Source organism: Acidocella sp., from assembly GCF_036489515.1.
Taxonomy (GTDB): domain Bacteria; phylum Pseudomonadota; class Alphaproteobacteria; order Acetobacterales; family Acetobacteraceae; genus Acidocella.
In genome coordinates this window covers 38,207-60,202 of sequence record NZ_DASXFO010000056.1, presented here as the reverse complement: position 1 = coordinate 60,202, position 21,996 = coordinate 38,207, and the positions used below count along the sequence as shown (strand labels likewise).

The 21,996-nt window shown below is 65.1% G+C and carries 23 protein-coding genes; 9 read left to right on the top strand and 14 right to left on the bottom strand.

Annotation, left to right across the window (positions count from 1 at the left end):
* Positions 1 to 4: 4 nt before the first annotated feature.
* The 5 genes from VGG47_RS08810 to VGG47_RS08790 all read right to left on the bottom strand — a co-directional run bounded on the left by VGG47_RS08810 (position 5) and on the right by VGG47_RS08790 (position 3,898).
* Positions 5 to 859 carry a metal ABC transporter permease gene (locus tag VGG47_RS08810; RefSeq protein ID WP_331537560.1) on the bottom strand — a complete coding sequence of 285 codons (855 nt, stop codon included), beginning with the start codon at positions 857 to 859 and terminating at the stop codon, positions 5 to 7.
* Positions 859 to 1,674, bottom strand: coding sequence for a metal ABC transporter ATP-binding protein (locus tag VGG47_RS08805; protein ID WP_331537558.1), 816 nt, complete (start codon positions 1,672 to 1,674; stop codon positions 859 to 861). Before VGG47_RS08805 ends, VGG47_RS08810 begins: the two co-directional genes overlap by 1 nt.
* Complete coding sequence (locus VGG47_RS08800; protein WP_331537556.1) at positions 1,671 to 2,591, bottom strand: metal ABC transporter solute-binding protein, Zn/Mn family; 921 nt, start codon at positions 2,589 to 2,591, stop codon at positions 1,671 to 1,673. The genes VGG47_RS08805 and VGG47_RS08800 overlap by 4 nt, the downstream gene beginning before the upstream one ends.
* A 214-nt stretch (positions 2,592 to 2,805) precedes the next feature.
* On the bottom strand, positions 2,806 to 3,501 hold the full coding sequence (locus VGG47_RS08795) for an LrgB family protein (RefSeq protein ID WP_331537553.1): 696 nt from the start codon (positions 3,499 to 3,501) through the stop codon (positions 2,806 to 2,808).
* The gene (locus tag VGG47_RS08790; protein ID WP_331537551.1) at positions 3,494 to 3,898 is read right to left on the bottom strand and encodes a CidA/LrgA family protein; all 405 of its coding nucleotides are present in this window, start codon (positions 3,896 to 3,898) and stop codon (positions 3,494 to 3,496) included. Before VGG47_RS08790 ends, VGG47_RS08795 begins: the two co-directional genes overlap by 8 nt.
* A gap of 188 nt (positions 3,899 to 4,086) precedes the next feature.
* Here VGG47_RS08790 and VGG47_RS08785 point away from each other — a divergent pair, with 188 nt between their 5' ends.
* Complete coding sequence (locus VGG47_RS08785) at positions 4,087 to 5,019, top strand: LysR family transcriptional regulator (protein ID WP_331537549.1); 933 nt, start codon at positions 4,087 to 4,089, stop codon at positions 5,017 to 5,019.
* Between the two features lie 125 nt (positions 5,020 to 5,144).
* Here the strand turns inward: VGG47_RS08785 and VGG47_RS08780 are convergent, their stop codons facing one another.
* The 5 genes from VGG47_RS08780 to VGG47_RS08760 all read right to left on the bottom strand — a co-directional run bounded on the left by VGG47_RS08780 (position 5,145) and on the right by VGG47_RS08760 (position 9,352).
* Entirely contained in the window at positions 5,145 to 5,468 is a 324-nt protein-coding gene (locus tag VGG47_RS08780) for a hypothetical protein (RefSeq protein WP_331537547.1), read from the bottom strand.
* A 37-nt stretch (positions 5,469 to 5,505) separates the two neighbouring features.
* On the bottom strand, positions 5,506 to 6,048 hold the full coding sequence (locus VGG47_RS08775; RefSeq protein ID WP_331537545.1) for an NUDIX hydrolase: 543 nt from the start codon (positions 6,046 to 6,048) through the stop codon (positions 5,506 to 5,508).
* A 36-nt stretch (positions 6,049 to 6,084) separates the two neighbouring features.
* A complete protein-coding gene (locus tag VGG47_RS08770) occupies positions 6,085 to 7,506 on the bottom strand; it encodes an exopolysaccharide biosynthesis polyprenyl glycosylphosphotransferase (RefSeq protein WP_331537543.1) in 1,422 nt (473 codons plus the stop codon).
* A gap of 378 nt (positions 7,507 to 7,884) precedes the next feature.
* Positions 7,885 to 8,430, bottom strand: a complete 546-nt coding sequence (locus tag VGG47_RS08765; RefSeq protein ID WP_331537541.1) for a nucleoside 2-deoxyribosyltransferase — start codon at positions 8,428 to 8,430, stop codon at positions 7,885 to 7,887.
* A gap of 4 nt (positions 8,431 to 8,434) precedes the next feature.
* The gene (locus VGG47_RS08760) at positions 8,435 to 9,352 is read right to left on the bottom strand and encodes a helix-turn-helix transcriptional regulator (protein WP_331537539.1); all 918 of its coding nucleotides are present in this window, start codon (positions 9,350 to 9,352) and stop codon (positions 8,435 to 8,437) included.
* Positions 9,353 to 9,515: 163 nt separating this feature from the next.
* Between VGG47_RS08760 and hslV the strand changes: the two genes are divergently transcribed.
* The 5 genes from hslV (at position 9,516) to VGG47_RS08735 (ending at position 14,045) form a co-directional block, all read left to right on the top strand.
* Positions 9,516 to 10,067, top strand: coding sequence for an ATP-dependent protease subunit HslV (gene hslV / locus VGG47_RS08755; protein ID WP_331537537.1), 552 nt, complete (start codon positions 9,516 to 9,518; stop codon positions 10,065 to 10,067).
* Positions 10,067 to 11,383: an ATP-dependent protease ATPase subunit HslU gene (hslU, locus tag VGG47_RS08750; RefSeq protein ID WP_331537536.1), complete on the top strand. Its 1,317-nt coding sequence runs from the start codon at positions 10,067 to 10,069 to the stop codon at positions 11,381 to 11,383. The genes hslV and hslU overlap by 1 nt, the downstream gene beginning before the upstream one ends.
* Entirely contained in the window at positions 11,380 to 11,931 is a 552-nt protein-coding gene (locus tag VGG47_RS08745) for a disulfide bond formation protein B (protein ID WP_331537534.1), read from the top strand. The genes hslU and VGG47_RS08745 overlap by 4 nt, the downstream gene beginning before the upstream one ends.
* The gene (locus VGG47_RS08740; protein ID WP_331537532.1) at positions 11,931 to 12,440 is read left to right on the top strand and encodes a demethoxyubiquinone hydroxylase family protein; all 510 of its coding nucleotides are present in this window, start codon (positions 11,931 to 11,933) and stop codon (positions 12,438 to 12,440) included. The genes VGG47_RS08745 and VGG47_RS08740 overlap by 1 nt, the downstream gene beginning before the upstream one ends.
* Before the next feature lie 222 nt (positions 12,441 to 12,662).
* On the top strand, positions 12,663 to 14,045 hold the full coding sequence (locus VGG47_RS08735) for an MFS transporter (protein ID WP_408841767.1): 1,383 nt from the start codon (positions 12,663 to 12,665) through the stop codon (positions 14,043 to 14,045).
* Positions 14,046 to 14,181: 136 nt separating this feature from the next.
* Here VGG47_RS08735 and VGG47_RS08730 read toward each other — a convergent pair whose 3' ends face one another.
* From VGG47_RS08730 to fabI, 3 genes are all read right to left on the bottom strand, one after another.
* Positions 14,182 to 15,345, bottom strand: coding sequence for a hypothetical protein (locus VGG47_RS08730; protein WP_331537528.1), 1,164 nt, complete (start codon positions 15,343 to 15,345; stop codon positions 14,182 to 14,184).
* A 20-nt stretch (positions 15,346 to 15,365) separates the two neighbouring features.
* Positions 15,366 to 16,457 carry a chorismate synthase gene (gene aroC / locus VGG47_RS08725; RefSeq protein WP_331537526.1) on the bottom strand — a complete coding sequence of 364 codons (1,092 nt, stop codon included), beginning with the start codon at positions 16,455 to 16,457 and terminating at the stop codon, positions 15,366 to 15,368.
* Positions 16,458 to 16,638: 181 nt separating this feature from the next.
* Complete coding sequence (gene fabI / locus VGG47_RS08720; protein ID WP_331537524.1) at positions 16,639 to 17,481, bottom strand: enoyl-ACP reductase FabI; 843 nt, start codon at positions 17,479 to 17,481, stop codon at positions 16,639 to 16,641.
* Between fabI and pdxH the strand changes: the two genes are divergently transcribed.
* Positions 17,375 to 18,154: a pyridoxamine 5'-phosphate oxidase gene (gene pdxH, locus VGG47_RS08715; protein WP_331537522.1), complete on the top strand. Its 780-nt coding sequence runs from the start codon at positions 17,375 to 17,377 to the stop codon at positions 18,152 to 18,154. The genes fabI and pdxH overlap by 107 nt on opposite strands.
* A gap of 146 nt (positions 18,155 to 18,300) precedes the next feature.
* Here the strand turns inward: pdxH and rsmI are convergent, their stop codons facing one another.
* A complete protein-coding gene (gene rsmI, locus VGG47_RS08710; protein WP_408841765.1) occupies positions 18,301 to 19,206 on the bottom strand; it encodes a 16S rRNA (cytidine(1402)-2'-O)-methyltransferase in 906 nt (301 codons plus the stop codon).
* Here rsmI and VGG47_RS08705 point away from each other — a divergent pair.
* Positions 19,179 to 20,483, top strand: a complete 1,305-nt coding sequence (locus VGG47_RS08705; RefSeq protein ID WP_331537520.1) for a penicillin-binding protein activator — start codon at positions 19,179 to 19,181, stop codon at positions 20,481 to 20,483. The two genes, rsmI and VGG47_RS08705, sit on opposite strands and share 28 nt — an antisense overlap.
* Positions 20,483 to 21,871: an ATP-binding protein gene (locus VGG47_RS08700; protein ID WP_331537518.1), complete on the top strand. Its 1,389-nt coding sequence runs from the start codon at positions 20,483 to 20,485 to the stop codon at positions 21,869 to 21,871. The genes VGG47_RS08705 and VGG47_RS08700 overlap by 1 nt, the downstream gene beginning before the upstream one ends.
* Positions 21,872 to 21,996: the final 125 nt, after the last annotated feature.

Here is a 21,996-nt window from a genome sequence, read left to right as displayed (position 1 = left end):
CGGCCTACGCCGCCCGGCTGCGGCGGCCGGCGCGCGCCAGAAGATAAGCCAGGCAGACCAGCATGACGATGAAAAAGCTCACCGGCCAGCCGTGACCCGGCGTCCAGTAGAAGCTGTCATAGGCGAGCAGAATGCCGAGCACCGTGGCGGCCAGGCCGATCGCCGCCGCGAGACACATCGCGAGGCCGGGCCGTGCCGACAGTTTCAGGGCGGCGGCCGGCGGGCCGACGAGCAAAGCGGTGGAGAGGATCGCGCCGACCGTCATGGCCGACAGCGCCACCGCGAGCGAAAGCACCAGCAGATGCAAAAGCCCGATCAGCCGCACATTGACGCCGCGCATCTGCGCCAGCTCCGGATCGACGCAGCTGAGCAGCAGCGGGCGGTAGATCAGTGCGAGGATCGCCAGCGCGCCCAGCGCCACCGCCAAGGCCAGCGGCACGGAACTCGCGGGGATGGCGAACATGGAGCCAAACATCACCGCCACCGCCGCCCCGGTGGTGTTGCGCAGCGTGACGTCGAAATACAGAAACAGCGCCGACAGGCCGAGCCCGGCGCCGAGCACGATGCCGGTCACCAGGTCGCGCTCGCGCGCGCGGCGGTTGCCCAGGAATTCCATCGCCCCGGCGGCCAGCACCGCCATGCCCAAAAATCCCAGCAGCGGATTCACCCCGAGCAGAAACGAGGCCGAGCCGCCGGCGCTGCTGACATCGGCGAGCGCATGGCCGGCGAAGGCATGACCGCGCAGCACCGTGAACACGCCGATCACCGCCGAGACGATCGCGGCGCTGCCGCCGATCAGCAGCGCCGTGCGCACCGACTCATCGGTGAAAAAACCGGCGGCGAACAGAACCGGGGCCATCAAGGGATCGCCGTCACATGCACCGGGTCGTGCGCATGGCCCAGATGCGGCTCACCGGCGATCACCAGCACCCGCCCGTGCACGCGGATCACGTCGATATGGTAGCCATATAAGTCGCTCAGCACCGCGGTGCGCACCACCTCGGTGGTGGCGCCGCTCGCCGCCTTGCCGTTGGCGAGATAGACGATGCGGTCCATCGCCGGCAGCAGCGGGTTCATGTCATGCGCCGACAGCAGCACGGCGATCTTCTGGTCCCGCGTCAGGCGCCGGAGCAGATCGACGACCTCGGCGATGCTGCGCATGTCGAGATTCGCCAGCGGCTCGTCCAGCAGCAACAGACGCGGGCGGCGGATCAGCGCATGCGCGATCATCACCCGCTGCTGCTGCCCGCCCGACAGACGCCCGACGCGCTGGTCGGCGAAGCTTTGCGCCTCCACCGCAGCCAGCATCTCGTCCACTGCCCGGGTCCGGGCTTTCGAGGGCAGAGGCAGGCCGAGCCGGTTGCCGTCCAGCCCGAGGGCGACGAAATCGCGCACCCGCAGCGGCATGTCCGGATCGAGCGAGAGTTTTTGCGGCACATAGCCGATCAGGCGGCGACGGGATGTTGCCGCCGCCCCCTCGATCAGGATGCTGCCGGAGTCTTTCTCCTGAAACCCGAGAATGCTGCGCAGCAGCGTCGTCTTGCCCGAGCCGTTGGCGCCGATCAGTCCGCAGAATGTTCCTGGTCCCAGGCCGAAACTGACATCCTGGAGGATCTTCCGTCCGGGAAAAGAGACGCTGAGATTCTGGACCGACAGGAGCGGAAAAAGAGTCACGGAGTCTGGTGGCCCTGCAATGTTTCGGTCGATTGATGCGCTGTCACCGCGTGGCGCAGCGCATTCACCTCCGCCAGCATCCAGCCCTGGTAATGATAGCCGGACGGCATGGTCTCATAAACGCCGACCACCGGCACATGATGGGCCTTTGCCGCCGCCAGGAAGGAGGCCGTGAGCGGATCGGTCACCTGCTGATTGTACACCAGCACGTCAACCCCGTGATGGGTGAGCAGGTGCATCTCGGTGGTTACGTCCTGCGGCGCCGGGTCGGTGCCGTTCATGATCGCGGCCTGCAGGCTGAACGGGGTTTTGATATCCACGCCCGCCGCCTGCAGCATGTAGTCGCCCACCGGCTCGGTGACCGCCACGCTCACGCCGGGATGCTGCGCCTTGAAGGCAGCGATGGCCTGGCGCCAGGGTGTCATAGAGGCGTCGAATTTTTTCGCGTTGGCGGCGAAGACCGCAGCATGGGCCGGGTCGAGCCGGGAAAGATCCGCCGCCACCGCGGCAGCCACCGCCGGCATGGTCGCCGGATCGTACCAGAGATGCGGGTTGGGCGTGGAGTCCGGCAGGCCGAGCAATTGCTGAACGTCGATCACCTCCCGCCCGGCGGCGGGCGTGGCCGCGATCAGCCGGTCGGCCCAGTCGTCATAGCCGATACCGTTCTTCACGATCAGCCGCGCCGCGGCGATCTGCTGCGCGACGTGCGGGTTCACCTCGAAACTATGCGGGTCGGTGTTGGGATCGGTCTCGATCGCCGTCACACTCACATAGGGGCCGCCGATCTGCGCGATCACGTCGGCATATTCGTTCTCGATGCCGATCGCCGGAATGCCGGCAGCCAAGGCCGGCCCGGCCAGGAGTAGAAGACCGGTGCCCGCCAGGGCGCAAAGGCGTGCAGAACGGGAGATGGACATTGGACCTCTATGGGGTGTGGGACGCCGGAATGATATAATATATCATTCCTTTAACTAGCAAGGCGAAGCGAAGGGGAAGACTTCTTTTTGTGAACAAAAAGAAGCAAAAAAACTTTATTTATGCTGGGTTATGGGCTGTGTCGGCGACAACGCCCATGGCCCAGCACAAAAGAAGTTTTTGCGCCGCTTTTTTCAAAAAGCGGCCGCTTTCTACCTAAAAGAGGTTCCAGGACCAGAAAATCGGCACCAGGATGGCGGTGACGATAGCGTTCACCCCCACGGCGAGTGCCGCATAGGCGCCTGCCTGCGGGCTGCGGCTAAGCGCCTGCGCCGCGCCGAAGCCGCTGCCGGCCACGCCCGCGGTCAGGCCGAACACGCGTTGATCGTTGATGCGGAGCTTTGAGAGCACCGGTTCGGCGATCACGGCGACGATGGCGCCGCCGACGATCGCGAACACCGCCGCCAGTGCCGGCACGCCGCCGATGCGCGCCGTGATCTGCATGGCGACTGGCGTGGTCACCGCTTTCGGCGCCATCGACAGCACCAGAATGTGGCTGCCGCCCAGGGCGCGCAGGATCAGCGGCGCGGAAATCGCCGCGCTGACGGCGCCTGCGACCACCGCGGCACAGATCGGCCAGGCTTCCTTGGTCAAGGTTTTCGTTTGCCGGGCGAGGGGAATGCCGAGCGCCACCGTGGCCGGGCCGAGCAGCCAGGCGATCACGCCGCCGCCATGGTGCATATAGGCGGCATAGTTCTGGCGGCTGAGCAGCAGCACGCCAATGACGACCAAAATGGCGATCGTCGGCGCATTCGCCGCTGGGTGCCGCACCCAGCGGTTCACCGCCTTGCCGAACGCGAAGGCCGCGATCGACAGCAGAATATAGAAGGCGGCGAGGAACAGCCTATCCATGGGAGGTGGCGCCTTTCTGGGCGGGCGCGCCGGGGCGGCGCTTGATCAGGAGATGCATGGTGACCGCGGTGGCGACGAGGGAGAGCAGCGACGACAGCACCAGGCTGGCGACAATGCCGAGCAGGCTGCTTTGCAACTGGTGGGTGTACACCATCACCCCGACCCCGGCGGGGATGAAGAAGAACGCGTAATGTTTCAAGAAATACTCGCCGCAGGCGAATACGGCCTGTGCCGCCGGGCCCTTATGGAGGTTCAGGAACAGGAATAGCAGCACCATGCCGACCAGCGGCCCCGGCAGCGGCAGAAATTTTGCCGCGAAATTGCCCAGCCAAAGCATCACCAGCAGGATCACGAAGCCGGCGGCCAGCCGGAGCGCGGTGGTAACAAAAGGCGGCATGCTCAGCGGACCGGCGCGGCGGAAAGCAGACAGGCACAAGCGCATAGAGGCTCGCTCATCAAAGTCATCCTTGGTTTGGGACGGGGCCGCGCGCTCACGGCGAGCGTTGGGCGAGGAACGCTTGCAGGAATTCATTGCACCCTGGTAGTCGTTTAATCAGAAAATCAGTTTTGCGCTGCAGGGTATGAATGGACCGGCTGACTCAACTTCGTTACTTCGTGCGCGCGGCCGAGCTGGGCGGTTTTTCCCGCGCGGCGCTGGAGGCGGGCGTCAAACCCAGTTCCGTCTCGCGCGCGATCACGGAGCTGGAGACGCAGCTCGGCGCGGCGCTGTTCAACCGCTCGACCCGGCGACTGCATTTGACGGAAATCGGCGGCGCGTTTCTGCTTCGCGCCCGGCGCATTCTGGACGAGCTGGAGGAGGCCTACACCGCGGCCAGCGCGTTCAATGCAAGGCCGCAGGGGGTTTTGCGGCTGAACGTGCCGGGCGCCTTCGGCCGGCTTCATATCGTGCCGTTCCTGCCGCAATTCGCCGCGCGATACCCGGATATCACGCTCGACGTCACCTTCACCGATACGATCGTCGACATCATCGAGACCGGGACCGATCTCGCCATCCGCACCGGGAGCTTGCCGGACTCACAGCTCAAGGCGCGCAAACTGGCGCCGCATCGCCGGGTGCTCTGCGCCGCGCCGCAATTCCTCGCCGCGCACGGGCCGATTGAGACGCCGGCCGATTTGCAGCAACGCCCCGCTGTTCTGTTCAGCCGGCAGCCCGGCGATCGCTGGGTGCTGATCGACGCCGCGGGACGGCGCGAGGACGTCCTCTGCACCGGGCGCTTGCGCACCAATGACAGCGAGGCGCTGCTGGCGGCCGCCCTGGCCGGGATCGGCATGGCGTTGCTACCGAGCTGGATCGCCGGGAGCGCGCTACAGACCGGGCGGCTGGTCCGCTTGCTGCCCGGCTTTGAGGCGATGTTCGCCCCGGGCGAGCGCTTCATCTGGGCGATCTATCCGCCGAAGCGTGTGGTCGCGCCGAAAGTCCGCGTGTTCATCGATGATTTTGCGGCGCATATCGGGGCGCCGCCTTACTGGGAGCAAAAGAAAGAAGCCGCTTTTTGAAAAAAGCGGCGCAAAAACTTTTGTTATGCTGGGTCATGGGCGTTGGCGCCGTTACCGCCCATGGCCCAAGGAGCAAAGTTTTTTTGCTACTTTTTGTTCACAAAAAGTAGTTCTTGCTTCTCTCTCTATTGGCTGGTGGCAGCCTGTCCGTTGATGGTGGGAATGGCATAGCCGTGCAGCAAGCCTCTGATGGGGGGAGGCTCGACGCTGCCGCCGGCAATGCCGGGGGTCATCGTGCTGTTGCCGGCGCCGTTGGTCATCGAGGCGCCGGGCGAGACCTGGCGCGGTGTGCCGTTGGGGTTGGTGCCGAGCACGCGGTTGATCGTGGCCCCGTACATTGCCCCGCCATCGGAATTCAGTCCGCCGTTGACTTCAGCGCCGACCTGTTGCGCGGCGGCGCTGCCGGCCATGCCAAGGCTGAGAAAAACGGCGAGGAACCAGCGGGGCATGAACAACCTCCGGAAAATATTTTGTTATCGTCAAAGCCTATGTGGTCGGTTGGCGGCCGGAGGGGAAGGCGGAGGGAAAAACATTTTTATGACTGTCATATGCGTTGGTGAAGCGTTCCAGATAGGCCGCCACCGGGCCGGTTGCCGTGATCTGGCGCAGTTCGGAAAGCGGCACCAGCTTGGCCGCGACGATCTCCCGGTTGTCGAGGCGCAGGGGCGGCAACTCATCCGGGTGCCATTCGAAAAAATGCACGGTCTCCTGTCGGTTGAGCCAGACGCCGGAAAGGCACGGCGCCGGAACCAGCAAGCCGGCCGAGAGCCCGGTCTCTTCGAACAGCTCCCGCCGTGCCGCCGCTTCCGGACTTTCGCCTCTTTTCACCCCGCCGCCGGGGAAATTCCAGGCTGTGCGATAGGAGGCGCGCAGGAATAAAAGATTTTGCGCCACATGCACGGCCACCAGCGCCCCCTCATGGCGTGGCCGACGGAGCCGCCACCATAGTTTGGCGACAGCGAAGGCCAGGCGATAGGCCGCCCGCCAGGCGCGGTCCGTCAGTGAGGGCGGAGGCGGAGTTATAGCCATGCTGTTTTAGCGCCACAGGCCCAGAGAAGCGTGGCGTTAGACATTGTCCTGCGGCGGGAACAAAGCGGAGGGGACGGTCATCACCAGAATCTGCAGGTCGCGCAGGAACGACCAGTTCTTGATATATTCGAAGTCGAATTCCACGCGTTTGCGCAGTTTCTCTTCCGTATCGGTATTGCCACGCCAGCCATTCACCTGCGCCCAGCCGGTCATGCCCGGCTTCACCCGGTAGCGCAGCATGTAATCGGCCATCACCTCGGCATAGATGCGGCGGTCCGCCTTGGCACGGGGCGCGTGCGGCCGGGGGCCGACCAGCGACATGTCGCCGAGCAGCACGTTGATGAGCTGCGGCAGCTCGTCGATCGAGTATTTCCGCAAATATTTGCCGACGCGGGTGACGCGGGCATCACTCTTGGAGACCAGGGATTCCGCGCCGCTGTCGGCGCGCGCCTCATGCAGGCTGCGGAATTTGTAAATGTTGAAGCTGCGGCCGAACTGCCCGGTGCGCCGCTGCAGGAAAAACACCGGCCCCGGGCTGTCGAGGCGGATCGCCGCGGCGACCAGCAAAAAGAACAGTGACAGGGGGATCAGCAGCCCCAGAGAGACGATCAGGTCGAGCGAGCGTTTGGCGCAGGCGCCGGCGAACGAGAAGGGCGGCACCATCAGCGTCGGCATCACCACGCCCTGGCTCTGATTGGCATAGCCCAGCTGCAGCGCCGGCGGCGTCGCGTCGGGCACCAGCCGCACCGTGAGCGGCAGGAAGCGCAACCGGTCGATCAGCACGGAAATCCGCTCGCCCGCAGCCCAGGGCAGGGCCATGTAGACGTCCGACAGTTCCTGATCGTGGATATAGCTGACCAGCCCGTCGATCGTGCCGAGATAGGGCAGACGCTCGTGCAAGGGCCCGAGCCGCGCGGCGCGGTCGTCGAAGAAGCCCACCGGCTGGATGTTCTGCCGCCGGTCTGTTTCCAATTCGCTCAGCAGGCGTGCCGCCGCCGCGCTGTTGCCGATGAAGGCGACGCGCCGCGCCGGCCAGGCATCAGGCGGTATCGTTTGCGAGAGGCGCAGGGAAAACCAGCGCCAGGCGCTGATGGCACTGGCCGCGATCAGGGCCCACACAGCCAGCCCCGGCGCGCCGGCGAAAATGTGCCCGGAGAGCAGCAGCGCCACCACGAACACCGCGCCGAGAATGCGCAAAGCCTCGCCGCGGCGGCGGCGGATCGGCGGCCGCGCCGTCGCATCGCCGGCGACCACGAGAAAGACATAGGCAGCAGCCATCGCGATCGGGTTAGGCAAATCCGCGACGGCATGCGTCATGAGGGCCTTGGCGATGGCGCCGCTGGCCAGCACCATCATGGCCTCAGCCAAAAGGATGCCGGCTTCCAGCAGGCGCACGAAGATGCCAGTGGTCCAGGTGGCGCGGCGGGCGATGGAGGCGGATGCGGTGATTTGCAGCATGATCTGTCTTATTTTTCGTTAATACGTTCGTTTCTAATTCGTATGGTATTTCTTATCTTAATTAAGAGCTGATTTCCACTCACTTATACGCGCGTTGCTCGCACGTTGTAATTTTCACTAACGCTTGCTGGCAGATGCGCGCTTGTCCCTGCGGGGTCAAGGCGTTCTTGTTGCGTAATGTTTTGGGTTGTAGTCGATATCACCCGCTCCTGGCGAGTGCAGGAGAGGGGTTTCGTTTTAAACGTGTAACACTGTGGCGGCTTGTGCCGCGGAGCTTGGGAACGCGTCCGGAGGTTGATCGAGCGTTATTTTAACGCAATGTTTTTGTTTGTTTTTGATGTCACACGCTGTGGGCGAGCGCGGGCGAAGAATTTCTTTTCAGGCGTGTAACGAGGTGGCGGCTTGTGCCACGCAGCTTTCGAACACGTCCAGCGCATCGAAGCGGCGGGAGAGGCCGTCGGGCGGCAGCACGATCGGCAGACCGCCGCCATATTCCACCGCGCCGGGAACCATCAGATTGTCAGACAGGCCAAAATTTTCCTCCATCAGACCCGGCAATGGGTCGGGCAGGGCGCGACGTTGCTCTATGCTGCGGGCCGGAAAGGGCACGGCGGAATTGGAATAGCCAAACACCTTGCGGCCCCGGCCGAGAAACCAGCCGAGTTCGACCAGCGTGCCGGCATCGGCCGAGGGACCGCGGAACGGCGTGAGATTGGCGATGACGATGTCGCATTCTTCCATCATGCGCAGATCGGCGAGGAAAATCCCCCGCCAGGGGTCTTCGTTGGGCAGCGCTGCGGCTTCGGCCGGCGCACGGCCGACCAGCCCATAGCGGGCGCAGATGGCGATTTTGGCGCGTGCATGCGCAGCGGCGTCGGGCAGGAACACGTCCGGCCCGGCCAGGTAGACCTGAATTTGCGTCAAGGTTTCAGGTGAAGAGCAGCGGCTGATGCGCTGAAATCGCTGACATCAGTCCGGCGAACGCCTCTTCCAGCGTCTTGCCGCTGGTGTTGTAGGAGAAATCCGCCTTGGCGTAGAAGGCCGCGCGGCTTTCCAGGATCAGCCGCAGATCGTCGATGGCCTCGCGCCGGCCGAGTTTATGCGGCGTGGCACCCTGCGCGATCACGCGGTTCATGTGGTCCTCCGGCTCGGCCTGGAGCCAGACCGTCAGGCAGTGGCGCAGCAGCAGGTCCAGCGTGCCGGCATCGGAAACTAGCCCGCCGGCGGTGGCGATCACACAGCTTTTGTGATTTTGCAGGGTCTCCTCCAGCGCCTGGCGCTCGTAGCGGTGGTAGGCGTTGGAGCCATACAGCGCCTGGATCTCCATCGGCCCGCAGCCGGCAAGGCGGGTGATTTCCGCGCGCAATTCGACGAACGGGCGGTTCAGCCGCGCCGCGACCATCTGGCCGAGGGTGGATTTGCCGGCGCCGCGCAGGCCGATGAAGGCGATGTGCTCGTTGCGCTGCCCGGCATGGGGCATGTCCAGAAAAATATCCGCGAGTGCGCGATGCGCCGTCTGCAGATCCGCCTGGCCGCGGCCCTGCAGCAGCTTGCGGATCATCAGCCATTCCGGCGAGTTGGTCGTCTCATCGCCCAGCAACTCGGCCAGCGCGCAGTCGAGCGCCTGCGCCACCTGCTGCAACACCAGCACCGAGACGTTGCCGATGCCTGATTCCAAGTTGGCGAGATGCCGCTCCGACACGTCCGCCGCCTCCGCCAGGACGCGGCGGGGAATGCCCCGCCGGGCCCGCAGCAGTTTGACGCGCTGACCCAGCCCAACCAGAAGCGGGTCTTTGTCTGCCGCGTCGGTCGCTTTGTTCGTTCCGTCTATAATCATAGTTGACATTTATCATTCGCGGTTGCAGCGCAAAAGGGTTTAGACATCAAAAAACGCAATATATTTCATATGCGCGAAATCGATTGCCGGTTTTGCGTGCGCGGCAGGCAAAGGCGTGGCGCAAGGCTGGACGATCTTGTGGGCTCGCCGGGCGAGTGCCATGTCTCACCGCATGACAAATTCGAATGATCCGGTCGGCTGGCACGGCACGACCATTTTATGTGTCCGCCGCGACAGCGCGGTGGCCCTGGCCGGTGACGGCCAAGTGAGTCTCGGCAACACCGTGGTGAAGGGCAATGCCCGCAAGGTGCGGCGCATCGGCAATGGCAGTGTCCTGGCCGGGTTCGCCGGCGCCACCGCGGACGCCTTTACGCTGCTGGAGCGGCTGGAAGCCAAGCTCGAGCGCTTCCCCAACCAACTCGAGCGCGCCTGCGTGGAGCTGGCCAAGGATTGGCGCATGGACCGTTACCTACGCCGCCTCGAAGCCATGCTGATCGTCGCCGACAAGGACCATGGCTACACGCTCACCGGCAACGGCGACGTGCTGGAGCCGGCGGACGGCATCATCGCCATCGGCTCCGGCGGCAATTACGCCCTGGCCGCGGCACGGGCGCTGATGACGGTGCCCGATCTCGGCGCCGAGGACATTGCCCGCCGCGCCATGAAGATCGCCGCTGACATCTGCATCTACACCAACGAAAACCTGGTGGTTGAAACACTGTAATGGATATTCCCGTTTACTCGCCCCGCGAGATCGTCTCCGAACTTGACCGCTTCATCATCGGCCAGAACGACGCCAAGCGCGCCGTCGCCATCGCGCTGCGCAACCGCTGGCGCCGGCTGCAACTGCCCGAGGAGATGCGCGAAGAGGTTGTGCCGAAAAACATCCTGATGATCGGCCCGACCGGCTGCGGCAAGACCGAGATCGCCCGCCGTCTGGCCAAGCTCGCCCAGGCCCCCTTCATCAAGGTCGAGGCGACGAAATTCACCGAGGTCGGCTATGTCGGCCGGGATGTGGAGAGCATCGTGCGCGACCTGGTGGAAGCCGCCATCACCATGCTGCGCGAGCAGAACCGCAAGGGCGTGGAGGCGAAGGCCGAACTCGCCGCCGAGGAGCGTTTGATTTCCGCGCTGGTGGGCGAGGGCGCTTCCGCCGATACGCGGGTCAAATTCCGCCGCATGCTGCGCTCCGGCGAGCTTGAGGACAAGGAGATCGAGGTCGCGGTGGGCGAGACCCAAGGTACGCCGATCGGCATGATGGACATGCCCGGCATGCCGCAGGGCGGCGCGATCAATCTCGGTGACATGATGAAGGGCATGTTCGGCCGCCCGGCGCAGAAGCGCAAAATGCTGGTGCCCGACGCCCGCCGCGCCCTGGAGCGTGAGGAGGCCGACCGCCTGCTCGATACGGAAGCGCTTACGAAGGACGCGTTACGGCATGCCGAGAATAACGGCATCGTCTTCCTCGACGAGATCGACAAGATCTGCGCCAAGACCGAAGGCGGCTTTCGTGGCGGCGACGTGTCGCGCGAGGGTGTGCAGCGCGATCTGCTGCCGCTGATCGAGGGCACCACGGTCTCGACGAAATACGGCCCGATCAAGACCGATTTCATCCTGTTCATTGCCTCCGGCGCGTTCCACGTCGCCAAGCCGGCCGATCTGCTGCCCGAGTTGCAGGGGCGCCTGCCGATCCGCGTCGAGCTGAGTTCCCTGTCCCGCGAGGATTTCAAACGCATCCTGACCGAGCCCGAGCACTCGCTGCTGAAACAATACGTGGCGTTGCTCGCGACCGAAGGAGTGACGCTCAACTTCGCCGATGACGCGGTGGACGCGCTCGCCTCGCTGGCCTTTGACATCAATGACCGGGTGGAGAATATCGGCGCCAGGAGGCTCGCCACCGTGATTGAGAAGCTATTGGAAGAAATCAGTTTTTCGGCCACCGACCGCTCCGGCGAGGCAGTGACCGTGGATGCTGCGTATGTCAACGAGCGGGTCGCACCGCTCGCCGCCAAGGGCGATCTCAGCCGGTTCATCCTGTGAGCGGGGCGCGCAGCAAACCGGGCCGCAAGCCGCAGCAGGCCCGCCAGATCCAGCGTATCGAACGGATCGGCACCGGCGTCAGGCCGCACCGCATCGTCGCCTTGCTGGTGGTGCTGGCCGGGCTGGTCGCCCTGGGCATCGCCTATTTCGCGCAGGACGTGATGCTGCTGGTGCCGTGCGAGCTCTGCCTGTGGGAGCGTTGGCCTTACCGGGTCGTGATCGCGCTCGGCATCATCGCCGCCCTGCTGCCCCGCCGGGCGGGGCAGGCGGTGTTGGGCCTCGCGGCGCTGGCCTTCCTGTCCGATGTCGGCATTGCCTTCCTGCATGTCGGCGTCGAATTCCACTGGTGGCTCTCGCCGCTGCCTGAGTGCAACGGCATCATCACCCCCGGCGCGCCGTTGCCGTTGACGCCGGACCATCCCTGCGACGCGCCGGTCTATCTGATCCCGCATCTGCCGATTTCCATGTCGGCCATGGATTTCCTGGCGTCGCTGGTTCTTTTTGTGCTTCTGACGACCTATCTGGTGAGAAAACCAAAACGGTGCTGATGAACGACAAGGTCAAACGCTTCATCCGGGTTGATCATGCCGGCGAGTACGGCGCGGAACGGATCTATTCCGGCCAGCTCGCCGTGCTCGGGCGTGGCCCGCACGCGGCGACGCTGCACCATATGCGGGATCAGGAGGTGCATCACCTGGAGACCTTCTCCCAGATGATCGCCGCGCGCCGGGTGCGGCCGACGGCGATGCTGCCGATCTGGCATGTCGCCGGTTTCGCCTTGGGCGCCGTCACCGCCGCGATGGGGGTCAAAGCGGCGATGGCCTGCACCGTGGCGGTCGAGGAGACGATCGACGCGCACTACGCCGCGCAGCAGGCCGAACTGGGTGAGGACGAGGCACCGCTGAACGAGACCATCGAGCGTTTCCGGCTCGAGGAACTGGAGCACCGTGATATCGGCATCGAGAACGGCGCGCTGCAGGCGCCGGCCTATCGGCTGCTGACCAGCGTTATCAAGGCCGGCTGCAGAGCCGCGATCAGGATCAGCGAGCGGGTTTAGAAAAAGCAAGGAAGGCTTCTTTTTGTGAACAAAAAGAAGCAAAAAAACTTTGTTATGCTGGGCCAGGGGCGTTGTCGGCGACACCGCCCATGGCCCGGCATAATAAAAGTTTTTGCGCAGCTTTTTTCAAAAAGCGGCCGCTTTGCTCATAACAGCAATTCGGAATTTCCTTGGCCCTGGGGCCGCAGCGCCATATTCTTGCGCTGCGTCGCGACATAGGAAGTGCCCATGTCAGCCACCTTAGCCTCTCCTGCTACTCATGATGGTCTTTTCGGCGCCGCGCGCTACCGCGCGATGTTCGCGGTGGCCTTGTCGGTGCTGCTCTCGGTGCTCGATTATGCCGTCGTGAACGTGGCGCTGCCGAGCATCGCGCAGGATGTGCATACCAGCGCCTCCTCCGCCATCTGGGTGGTCAACGCCTACCAGCTCTCCAGCCTGATCTCGCTGCTGCCGCTGGCGGCGATGGGTGACCGGGTCGGCCATGCGCGCATGTGCCGCATCGGGCTGGCGTTGTTCGTGGTTGCCTCGGTGCTGTGCGCCGTCTCCCGCACGCTGCCGGAACTGGCGGCGGCGCGTGTCCTTCAGGGCTTTGGCGGCGCCTGCATCATGAGCGTGAACGTCGCTCTGGTGCGCTTCATTTATCCCAGCAGCGAGCTCGGCCGCGGCATCGCGCTGAACGGGCTGGTCGTGGCGCTGGGCGTGGCGCTCGGGCCGACGGTGGCGGCCGCTGTGCTCTCGCTTGCCAGCTGGCAATGGCTGTTCCTCATCAACCTGCCGCTGGGCGGGCTGGCGTTTTATTTTGCGCTGACCGCGCTGCCCGTCACGCCGCTCATTCGCGGCGAGTTTGACTTCATCAGCACCGCGCTGCTGGCCGCCGGGCTCGGCGCGCTGATCATCGGCCTGGACAGTTTCGCGCATAACAGCGGCGTGGCGCTCGCGCTGTTCCTGCTGATCGTCGGCGGTGGCAGCATGGTGTTGCTGGTGCGCATCCAGCTTGGCCGCACCGACCCGCTGCTGCCGGTGGATCTGTTGGCCGTGCCCGGCTTCCGGACCGCGTTCCTCGTCGGCTTTCTCGGCTTTGTCGCGTCCAATTTTTTCATCATTTCCATGCCCTTCCAGCTGATGAACGTGCTGCATCGCGGTCCGGTGGTGACCGGCCTGCTGATGACGCCGTGGGCCGCCACCATGGTGCTGGTGGCGCCCGTGGTCGGCCGGTTGAGCGACCGCTACCCGGCTTCCGTGCTGTCCACGATCGGGCTCTCCATCACCGGGCTGGGCTTTCTGTTCCTCCGCCTGGTGCCGTCCCACCCCAGCGATTTCGACATCGCCTGGCCCATCGCCCTGGCCGGGATGGGCTTCGGCCTGTTCCAGCCGCCGAACAACAAGGCGATGGTCACCACCGCGCCGAAAATGCGCACCGGCAGCGCCAGCGGCATGATCTCCGTGGCGCGGCTGTTCGGCCAGACGGTCGGCGGCATGCTGGTCGCGCTAATCCTCGGGCTGGTGGCCCATGGCGCCGTGTTTGCCTGCCTAAGCTTGGGCTCGCTCACCGCCTTCGCCGCCGCCGCCATGAGCGGCACGCGGATCCGTCTGCGTCAGGATTGAAGAAAGACTACTTTTTGTGAACAAAAAGTAGCAAAAAAACTTTATTATGCTGGGCCATGGGCGTTGTCGGCGACAATGCCCATAGCCCAGCGGAGCAAAAATTTTTGCGCCGCTTTTTTAAAAGCGGCTGCTTTCTTTAAACTGTGGACAGCACCGCCGGGGCGAGGGCGGCGGACTTTGCTTCGGGATGCATGGGGTTGCGGAAGCGCAGATCGCCTTCCGGTGCGCCGGCTTTCGCCAGCTCGTAACGGGAGGCGAAGGTCACCGCCACCACCGGCTTGGCTTCGGGGAAGGTGAGGAACTGCCGCGCCTCGCCCTCCAGCCGCAGCTGGTCGCGCAGGCTTTGCCATTCCAGCTGGTCGGTGTCGGCGATGCATATCGCCAGAATGCCGGGGCGCGTGCCGGTGAGGCGGGCCGGGGCGATGGCGGCGAGACGCCGGCGCACCAAAGCGGCGACGTCATTTTCCATGCCGCCGCGGGCGGCCATGACGAACAGGCTGGTCCCGGCCTCGGTGGCGGCGAAATGCGCCTCCGGGCCGAAGTCGCGGCGCAGTTTGGCGAGGATGCCGCCGGTCTTGTCGCTGGCCTGGGCGCCGGCCAGCAGCAGCGGGTCGAGGCGCAGGATCGCCGCCTCGTCGTAGTCGGCGCGCTTGGCGGCGGTGAGAAAATCACGGATTTTTCCGTGCAGCGCCGGCAGGTTTTCGGCGTCGTTTTTCAACCCTTTCGGCAGCGTCATTTTCAGCAGATAGCGGCCGGGATGTGCGGCGAGCCACGTCTGCAGGTCCGGGTCGACCCGGTCCATCAGCTGCGTCCAGCTGCTTCGGTGCACGGCATGGCCGTCCTCGGCGGAGACACTGTCGCAGGCGATCTCGGCTTGCTCGCCGTCGCGGCTGATCAGCAGGTCGAACGGCGTCGCCTCTTCGAAGCCGGTATAGGCCACGGTGAAGCCGCGCTCTTCCTGCAGGCGCGCGGTGTGCAGCAGATGCAGCACCGGCAGCAGTGTTACCTCGCCGACCAAAGCTGCCTCCACCATCTCGCGCAGCCGCGCCTGGCCGGCGGCGGTAAGCTGCCAGTGCAGGGCTGGAATGCGTGACGTGAGCTCAACCAGCGTGCTCTCGGCGGCGGAGAGCGCGTGGCCGCGGCGCGATTTCTCGAGCGCCGATTCGACCAGAAAGCGCTGTGCGGCCAGCTTGCCGTTGCGCGCCCCCGCCTGCACGCGGGCGCGAATCCACGCCACGCGCTCGTCCCAGCACGCGGTGCCGAGCCAGGAGGTGAAATCGCGCGAAAATTTCCTGTTCATATAAATATGTTAACTCAGAATTACGGTTTGTCGCCACACACTCTCGTGATTACCGCCCGGTCACGAAGCAGATGGTCGGCAAGAACGCATGCCAGCATCGCTTCCCCCACAGGCACGGCGCGGATGCCGACGCATGGGTCGTGCCGGCCCTTGGTGAAAATCTCGACATCCTCGCCGGCGGCGCTGACGCTGCGCACCGGGGTGAGGATCGAGCTGGTCGGCTTCACCGCGAAACGGGCGACGATCGGCTGGCCGGTCGCGATCCCGCCGAGAATGCCGCCGGCATGGTTGGCGAGAAACGTTATTTTGCCGCCCTGCATGCGCATCTCGTCGGCATTCTGCTCGCCGCGCAGGGCGGCGGCGGCGAAACCGTCACCGATTTCCACGCCTTTCACGGCGTTGATGCTCATCAGCGCGCCGGCGATCTCGGCGTCCAGCTTGCCATAGATCGGTGCGCCGAGGCCGGGCGGCACGCCCTCAGCCACGACCTCCACCACGGCGCCGAGCGAGGAGCCGGATTTGCGGATGTCGTCGAGAATCACCGCCCATTCCGTCGCGGCCTGCGGGTCGGGGCAGAAGAACGGGTTCTGGTCGATGGCGGCCCAGTCCCAGCGGGCGCGGTCGATGCCGTGCGCCCCCAGCGCCACCATGGCGCCGCGGATTTTGACGCCTTCGCCCAGAACCTTGCGGGCGATCGCCCCGGCGGCGACGCGCATTGCGGTTTCGCGGGCCGAGGACCGGCCGCCGCCGCGCGGGTCGCGATGGCCGTATTTCATGTCATACGCCACATCCGCGTGGCCGGGCCGGTATTGCGCGGCGATGTTGGCGTAATCCTTGGAACGCTGGTCGGTATTCTCGATCAGGAGGGAAATGGGCGTGCCGGTGGTCTTGCCCTCATACACGCCGGACAGGATTTTCACCTGGTCCGCCTCCTGGCGCTGGGTGGTGAATTTCGACTGGCCAGGCCGACGCTTGTCGAGAAAGGGCTGGATGTCAGCTTCCGACAGAGCGATGCCCGGCGGCGTGCCGTCGACGACGCAGCCGATGGCGGGGCCATGGCTCTCGCCCCAGGTGGTGACACGGAACAGATGACCGAAAGTATTGTGCGACATGAGCAAGGCGTAACGCCTCGCCGTGGGAAATTCCAGAGGAGAAGTAAGAAGCCGCTTTTTGAAAAAAGCGGCGCAAAAACTTTTATCTACGCTGGGCCATGGGCATTGTCGCCGACACGCCCATGGCCCGGCATCGCCGAAAATTTTGGTGCCGCTTTTTTAAAAGCGGCTGCTTTCTTTCTTAGTCCCCGGCGACGGTGATGTCCGGGGCGTTCGGGTTCTTCATGCCGACCGTGTGATAGCCGCAATCGACGTGGTGGATTTCGCCGGTCACGCCGCGCGACAGGTCGGAGAGCATATAGAGCCCGGCGCCGCCGACCTCCTCCAGCTCCACGTTGCGCTCCAGCGGGGAATTATAGCGGTTCCATTTCAGAATGTAGGAGAAATCGCCGATGCCGGAGGCGGCGAGGGTCTTGATGGGGCCGGCGGAGATGCCGTTGACGCGGATCCGGTCGGGGCCGAGATCCGCCGCCATGTAACGGACGGACGCTTCCAGTGCCGCCTTGGCGACGCCCATCACATTGTAGTGCGGCATCACGCGCTCGGCGCCTAGGTAAGAGAGAGTGAGCAGCGCGCCGCCGTCGGGCATCATCGCCGCGGCGCGCTGGCCGACCGCGGTGAAGGAGTAGCAGGAAATGTCCAGCGCCTGCAGGAAGGCGGAACGCGGCGTGTCGACATAGCGGCCACGCAGGAAATTCTTGTCGGCGAAGCCGATCGCATGGACCAGGAAGTCGATCTTGCTCCACTTTTTGGCCAACTGGTCGAAGGCGTTGTCCATCGCCGCATCGTCGGTGACGTCGCAGGGGACCAGGAAATCCGCGTCGATTGAATTGGCGAGCGGGCGCACCCGCTTCTCCAGCGCCTCGCCCTGATAGGTGAAGGCCAGTTCGCCGCCTTGCGCCGCCACGGCCTGGGCGATGGCCCAGGCGATCGAGCGGTTGTTGGCGACGCCCATGATCAACCCGCGCTTGCCCTGCATGAGCGTGCCCTTCGGCGGCGCGATCTCGGGGGCGGAATCAGGCATGAGCGGTATCTCCGTAGGGGACTTCGGGCAAGGGCCGGTTGGTGGCATAGAGTATAGCAAGCATCAAGTGCGGCAACATGACGGAGGCTTCAAATTGGCAGACGACCCGTTCGAGATTTTTGGGGAGTGGTTCGCGCAGGCGGCGGAGAGTGAGCCGTCCGACCCGAACGCCATGACCTTGGCGACCGCCGACGAGTCCGGCCGGCCCGCCGCGCGCACGGTGCTGCTGAAGGCCTGGGATCGGGACGGTTTCGTGTTCTACGGCAATCTCGGCTCGCGCAAGGGGCGCCATCTCGGCGGAAACGCGCAGGCGGCGCTACTGTTCTATTGGAAGTCGCAGTACCGGCAGATCCGCATCGAAGGGGCAGTGACCCCGGTTTCGGAGACCCAGGCGGACGCGTATTTCGCCTCCCGGCCGCGCGGCTCGCAGCTTGGGGCCTGGGCCTCGGATCAGTCCCAAGAGCTGGCTTCGCGCGAATTGTTCGAAGCAAAAGTGAGTGAGGCGGAGGCGCGCTTTCAGGGCCCCCAAATCCCGCGGCCGGAATTCTGGTCCGGTTGGCGCGTGACGCCGGACTATTTCGAGTTCTGGCAGGGCCAGAATTTCCGTCTGCACGACCGTCTGACCTTTACCAAGGCGGCGACGGGGTGGGTGCCGGGGCGGCTTTATCCTTAAAGGAAGGAAGTAGCCGCTTTTTAAAAAAAGCGGCGCAAAAACTTTTGTTATGCTGGGCCAGGGGCTGTGTCGGCGACAACGCCTATGGCCCAGATTCATAAAGTTTTTTTGCTACTTTTTGTTCACAAAAAGTAGCCTTTCCTTCCTTAATTCGCCTTGCGGCCGAGTTCGAGAGCGCGGGCGTAGACCTGTTTTTTCGGCAGGCCGGTGGCGGTGGCCACGGCCGCCGCGGCGTCTTTCAGGCTCATCTGGCCGAGCGCCAGTTCGAGCGCCTGGTCCAGTGTTTGCGCCGTGGTTGGCTCCGCCGTGGCGGGGCCGATCACCAGCGTGATTTCGCCGCGCGGCGCTGTGGCGTCGTAATGCGCGGCGAGGGTGGGGAGCGTGTCGCGGCGCACCTCCTCATAATGTTTCGAGAGCTCGCGGCACACCGCGGCCGGGCGCGGTCCAAAAACTTCCGTAGCGTCGGCCAGGGTTTCGGCCAGGCGGTGCGGCGCTTCGTAGAAGACCAGGGTCGCCGACAGGCCGGCGGCCTCGGCGTTGCGCAAGCGCTCCAACGCGGCCCGGCGCGGCCCGGATTTTGGCGGCAGAAAGCCGACGAACAGAAAAGGCTGGGGCGGCAGGCCGGAAAGGGTGAGGGCGAGGACCGCGGCGTTCGGGCCGGGAATGCCGCTGACCGACAGTCCGGCCTCGATGGCGGCGCGCACTAGGCGGTAGCCGGGGTCGGAGACCAGCGGCGTGCCGGCATCGGAGATCAGCGCGTAACGCGCGCCCTCCTGCATGGAAGCCAGCAGCTGCGGGATGCGCGCTTCCTCGTTATGCTCATGTAGCGCGATCAGTTTCGTGCGAATGTCATACGCGCGTAACAGAATGCTACTAGTCCTTGTATCTTCACATAAAACCGCATCCGCGGCGGCCAAGGCCTCTTGCGCGCGCGGCGAAAAATCTTTGAGGTTGCCGATTGGGGTGGAAACCAGCACAAGGGCTGCCGCCGCCAATTGTGACCCGGCAGAGGAGGGCCCCATCGTTGATTCGTCAGTGTTCGGTTCGTTCATCGTATCTTCGGCCAGCCTGGATTGTTCTCGGCACGCTGGCGCTCGCCGGCTGCGCCGGTCAAGGCCCGGGGCAAATTTTCGGCGCCGCCGCGCCGACGCCGCTCGGCGGCACGTCAGCGCTGCCGGGGGCTGGTCCGGCGATCGGCAAGAGCGCCGGCAATGTGGCATTGCTGGTGCCGTTGACCGGCCCTCTGGCGCCGGTTGGCCAGTCTCTGGAAAACGCGGCGAAACTTGTTTTTCCCGCGGGGTCGTCGCCTGAACTGGACGTGCGTGACACCGGCGGCACGCCGCAAGGCGCTGCGGCCGCGGCGCAGGCGGCCATCGCGGCGGGGGATGGCATCATCCTCGGGCCGTTGACCTCGCCCGAGGCGCATGCGGTGGCGCCTATTGCCCAGGCCGCCGGGGTAAACGTGTTGAGCTTCACCAATGACTCGACCGTGGCCGCGCCCGGCATCTGGCCGATGGGCATTTCGCCGAGGCAGCAGGTGGAACGGGTGATGCAGGTGGCGGCGGGCAAAGGCCGCACGCAGGTGGCGGCCTTGCTGCCGGACAGCGATTTTGGCCGGCAGCTGTCCAATGATATCAGCGACGAAAGCGCCAGGCTGAGCGAGCCGAGCCCGCAAATCGTTTTTTACGATGATGATTTCAACAGCGTGAATCGCGCGGTGGAGCAAATTTCCGACTTCTCCGGGCGCGGCCAGATGATTGAAAGCGAGATCAGGCAGGCGCGCGATCTGGACACCAATGCCGGGCGGGAGCAGGCGCGCGAACTGGAGCACCAGCAGATCCCGCCGCCGTCGTTCAACGCGTTGTTCATCGGCGCGATCCGTGGCGACACGCTGGCGGAGTTTGCGACGTTTCTGCCGTATTATGATGTGAACCAGCCCCAGGTGCAGTTTCTGGGGCCGGCTAATTGGGCGCCCTTGGCGCCCGCGATGGCGCATCAACCCGTGCTGCTGGGTGCGATGTATGCGGCGCCGGACCCGGCCTCGGCTTCCGCCTTCGACACGAAATACCAGGCGACCTATGGCGCGCCGCCGCCTTCCATCGCCGACATCGCATTCGACGCGGCGGCGATCGCCAAGCTGGCGGGATCCAATGGCGGCTACACATCTTCCGTGTTGACCGCGCCGGCCGGCTTTACCGGCACCGACGGCACGCTGGTGCTGCAGCCGGACGGCCAGGTGCAGCGCGGGCTGGCGGTGTTTGGGGTCGCGTCCGGGGCGCCGATCACCGTTGAACCCGCGCCGACGCAGCTGGCCCAGCCGACCAGCTGATGGATGAGGGGCAGCTCTCCGAGCCGGCCTGGCCCGCGACCTTCGCCAGCTTTCTGGCGCTGGGCGCGTTGCCGACGCTCGTGTTTGGGCTGCTGGTCGCGTTCGGGGAACTCCACTGGCTGCCCGGGCTGATCGGCTGGGCTTTGTGCACCGTGGTGGCGGCGGGGTTCGGCGCGTTGCTGGGACGCGAAGTGCTGACGCTGACCCGCCTGGTTCGCGCCTTGCGTGGCAATGCCGACGATGTGCCGACGGCGGATACCGCGCTGCTGGTGCCGGGGATCCGCGCGCTTGGCGAAGAGGCGGTCCGTCTGGTGCATGCCGAACATGCCGCGCGGGCGCGCATCATCGGCAGTGCGGCGGAAGACCGGGCGCTGGTGGAACGACTGCCGGACCCGCTGTTGAAGCTGGACGCGGATGGCAACCTGGTGTGGCGCAATGCCAGCGCGATTGCCGCGTTCGGCATGGAGACCGCGGCCTTGCTGCGGCATCCGGCGCTGCGCGCGGCGCTGACGGAGGCGCGCGGCGGCCTGCCGGTGCGCAGCAAGATCGCCGTGTCGGTGCCGGTGCCGCGCGAACTGGACGCGACGGTGATCCCGGTCGGCGGCCCGCTCTATGTGCTGATCAGCGACCGCACGCGCGAGCGCAGCCTGGAGAAGATGCGCGCGGATTTCGTCGCCAATTCCAGCCATGAGCTGCGCACGCCGCTGGCCAGCCTGATCGGCTTCATCGAGACGCTGCGCGGGCCGGCGGCCGATGACCCGGAGGCGCAAAAGCGCTTTTTGGGCATCATGGCCGAGCAGGCGGCGCGGATGCAGCGCATGATCGACGATCTGCTCAACCTGTCGAAGATCGAGATTTCCGAGCACCAGCCGCCGGCGGAATTGCTGGACCTGCGGCCGCTGCTGGAGCGGATCGTCGCCGGGATGGAGCCGCTGCTCAAGGCGAGTTCCACGCGCATGGAAGTGGCCATCCCGCCGGGTCTGCCGCAGGTGCCGGCCGATGCCGACCAACTGGCGCAGGTTTTCTCCAACTTGCTCGACAACGCCCTCAAATACGGCAAGCGCGGCGGTTGCATCCGGCTCGTCGCCGCGCATGCCGTGAGCGATGCGCGCTTCGAGAGCGGCGGCGTTCTGGTCAGCGTCACCGATGACGGCATGGGCATCGCGCGCGAGCATATTCCCCGCCTGACCGAGCGTTTCTACCGCGTGGATAAAGGCCGCTCGCGCGCCGTGGGCGGCACCGGGCTCGGCCTTGCCATCGTCAAGCACGTGGTCAGCCGGCATCGCGGCCGGCTGGTGATCGACAGTGTGGAGGGCAAGGGCACGACCTTCACGGTGTGGCTGCCGTCGCGTAGCGCCAAGGTGACCGCAATGACGCCTGCCGTCTGACAGCGAGAAGAAAGTAAGTAGCCGCTTTTTTAAAAAAGCGGCGCAAAAATTTTTGGCTATGCTGGGCCATGGGCTTTGTCGCCGACAACGCCCATGGCCCAGATTAATAAAGTTTTTTTGCTACT

Bases quoted from the DNA above. Each gene is read 5' to 3' on its own strand.
- VGG47_RS08775 (WP_331537545.1), bottom strand. From the start codon at position 6,048: ATGGCTATAACTCCGCCTCCGCCCTCACTGACGGACCGCGCCTGGCGG.
- VGG47_RS08785 (WP_331537549.1), top strand. From the start codon at position 4,087: ATGGACCGGCTGACTCAACTTCGTTACTTCGTGCGCGCGGCCGAGCTG.
- hslV (WP_331537537.1), top strand. From the start codon at position 9,516: ATGACAAATTCGAATGATCCGGTCGGCTGGCACGGCACGACCATTTTA.
- VGG47_RS08790 (WP_331537551.1), bottom strand. From the start codon at position 3,898: ATGCCGCCTTTTGTTACCACCGCGCTCCGGCTGGCCGCCGGCTTCGTG.
- VGG47_RS08795 (WP_331537553.1), bottom strand. From the start codon at position 3,501: ATGGATAGGCTGTTCCTCGCCGCCTTCTATATTCTGCTGTCGATCGCG.
- VGG47_RS08770 (WP_331537543.1), bottom strand. From the start codon at position 7,506: ATGCTGCAAATCACCGCATCCGCCTCCATCGCCCGCCGCGCCACCTGG.
- fabI (WP_331537524.1), bottom strand. From the start codon at position 17,481: ATGCCTGATTCCGCCCCCGAGATCGCGCCGCCGAAGGGCACGCTCATG.
- VGG47_RS08800 (WP_331537556.1), bottom strand. From the start codon at position 2,591: ATGTCCATCTCCCGTTCTGCACGCCTTTGCGCCCTGGCGGGCACCGGT.
- pdxH (WP_331537522.1), top strand. From the start codon at position 17,375: ATGGCCCAGGCGATCGAGCGGTTGTTGGCGACGCCCATGATCAACCCG.
- VGG47_RS08740 (WP_331537532.1), top strand. From the start codon at position 11,931: ATGAACGACAAGGTCAAACGCTTCATCCGGGTTGATCATGCCGGCGAG.
- hslU (WP_331537536.1), top strand. From the start codon at position 10,067: ATGGATATTCCCGTTTACTCGCCCCGCGAGATCGTCTCCGAACTTGAC.
- VGG47_RS08730 (WP_331537528.1), bottom strand. From the start codon at position 15,345: ATGAACAGGAAATTTTCGCGCGATTTCACCTCCTGGCTCGGCACCGCG.
- VGG47_RS08780 (WP_331537547.1), bottom strand. From the start codon at position 5,468: ATGCCCCGCTGGTTCCTCGCCGTTTTTCTCAGCCTTGGCATGGCCGGC.
- rsmI (WP_408841765.1), bottom strand. From the start codon at position 19,206: ATGAACGAACCGAACACTGACGAATCAACGATGGGGCCCTCCTCTGCC.
- aroC (WP_331537526.1), bottom strand. From the start codon at position 16,457: ATGTCGCACAATACTTTCGGTCATCTGTTCCGTGTCACCACCTGGGGC.
- VGG47_RS08700 (WP_331537518.1), top strand. From the start codon at position 20,483: ATGGATGAGGGGCAGCTCTCCGAGCCGGCCTGGCCCGCGACCTTCGCC.
- VGG47_RS08810 (WP_331537560.1), bottom strand. From the start codon at position 859: ATGGCCCCGGTTCTGTTCGCCGCCGGTTTTTTCACCGATGAGTCGGTG.
- VGG47_RS08760 (WP_331537539.1), bottom strand. From the start codon at position 9,352: ATGTCAACTATGATTATAGACGGAACGAACAAAGCGACCGACGCGGCA.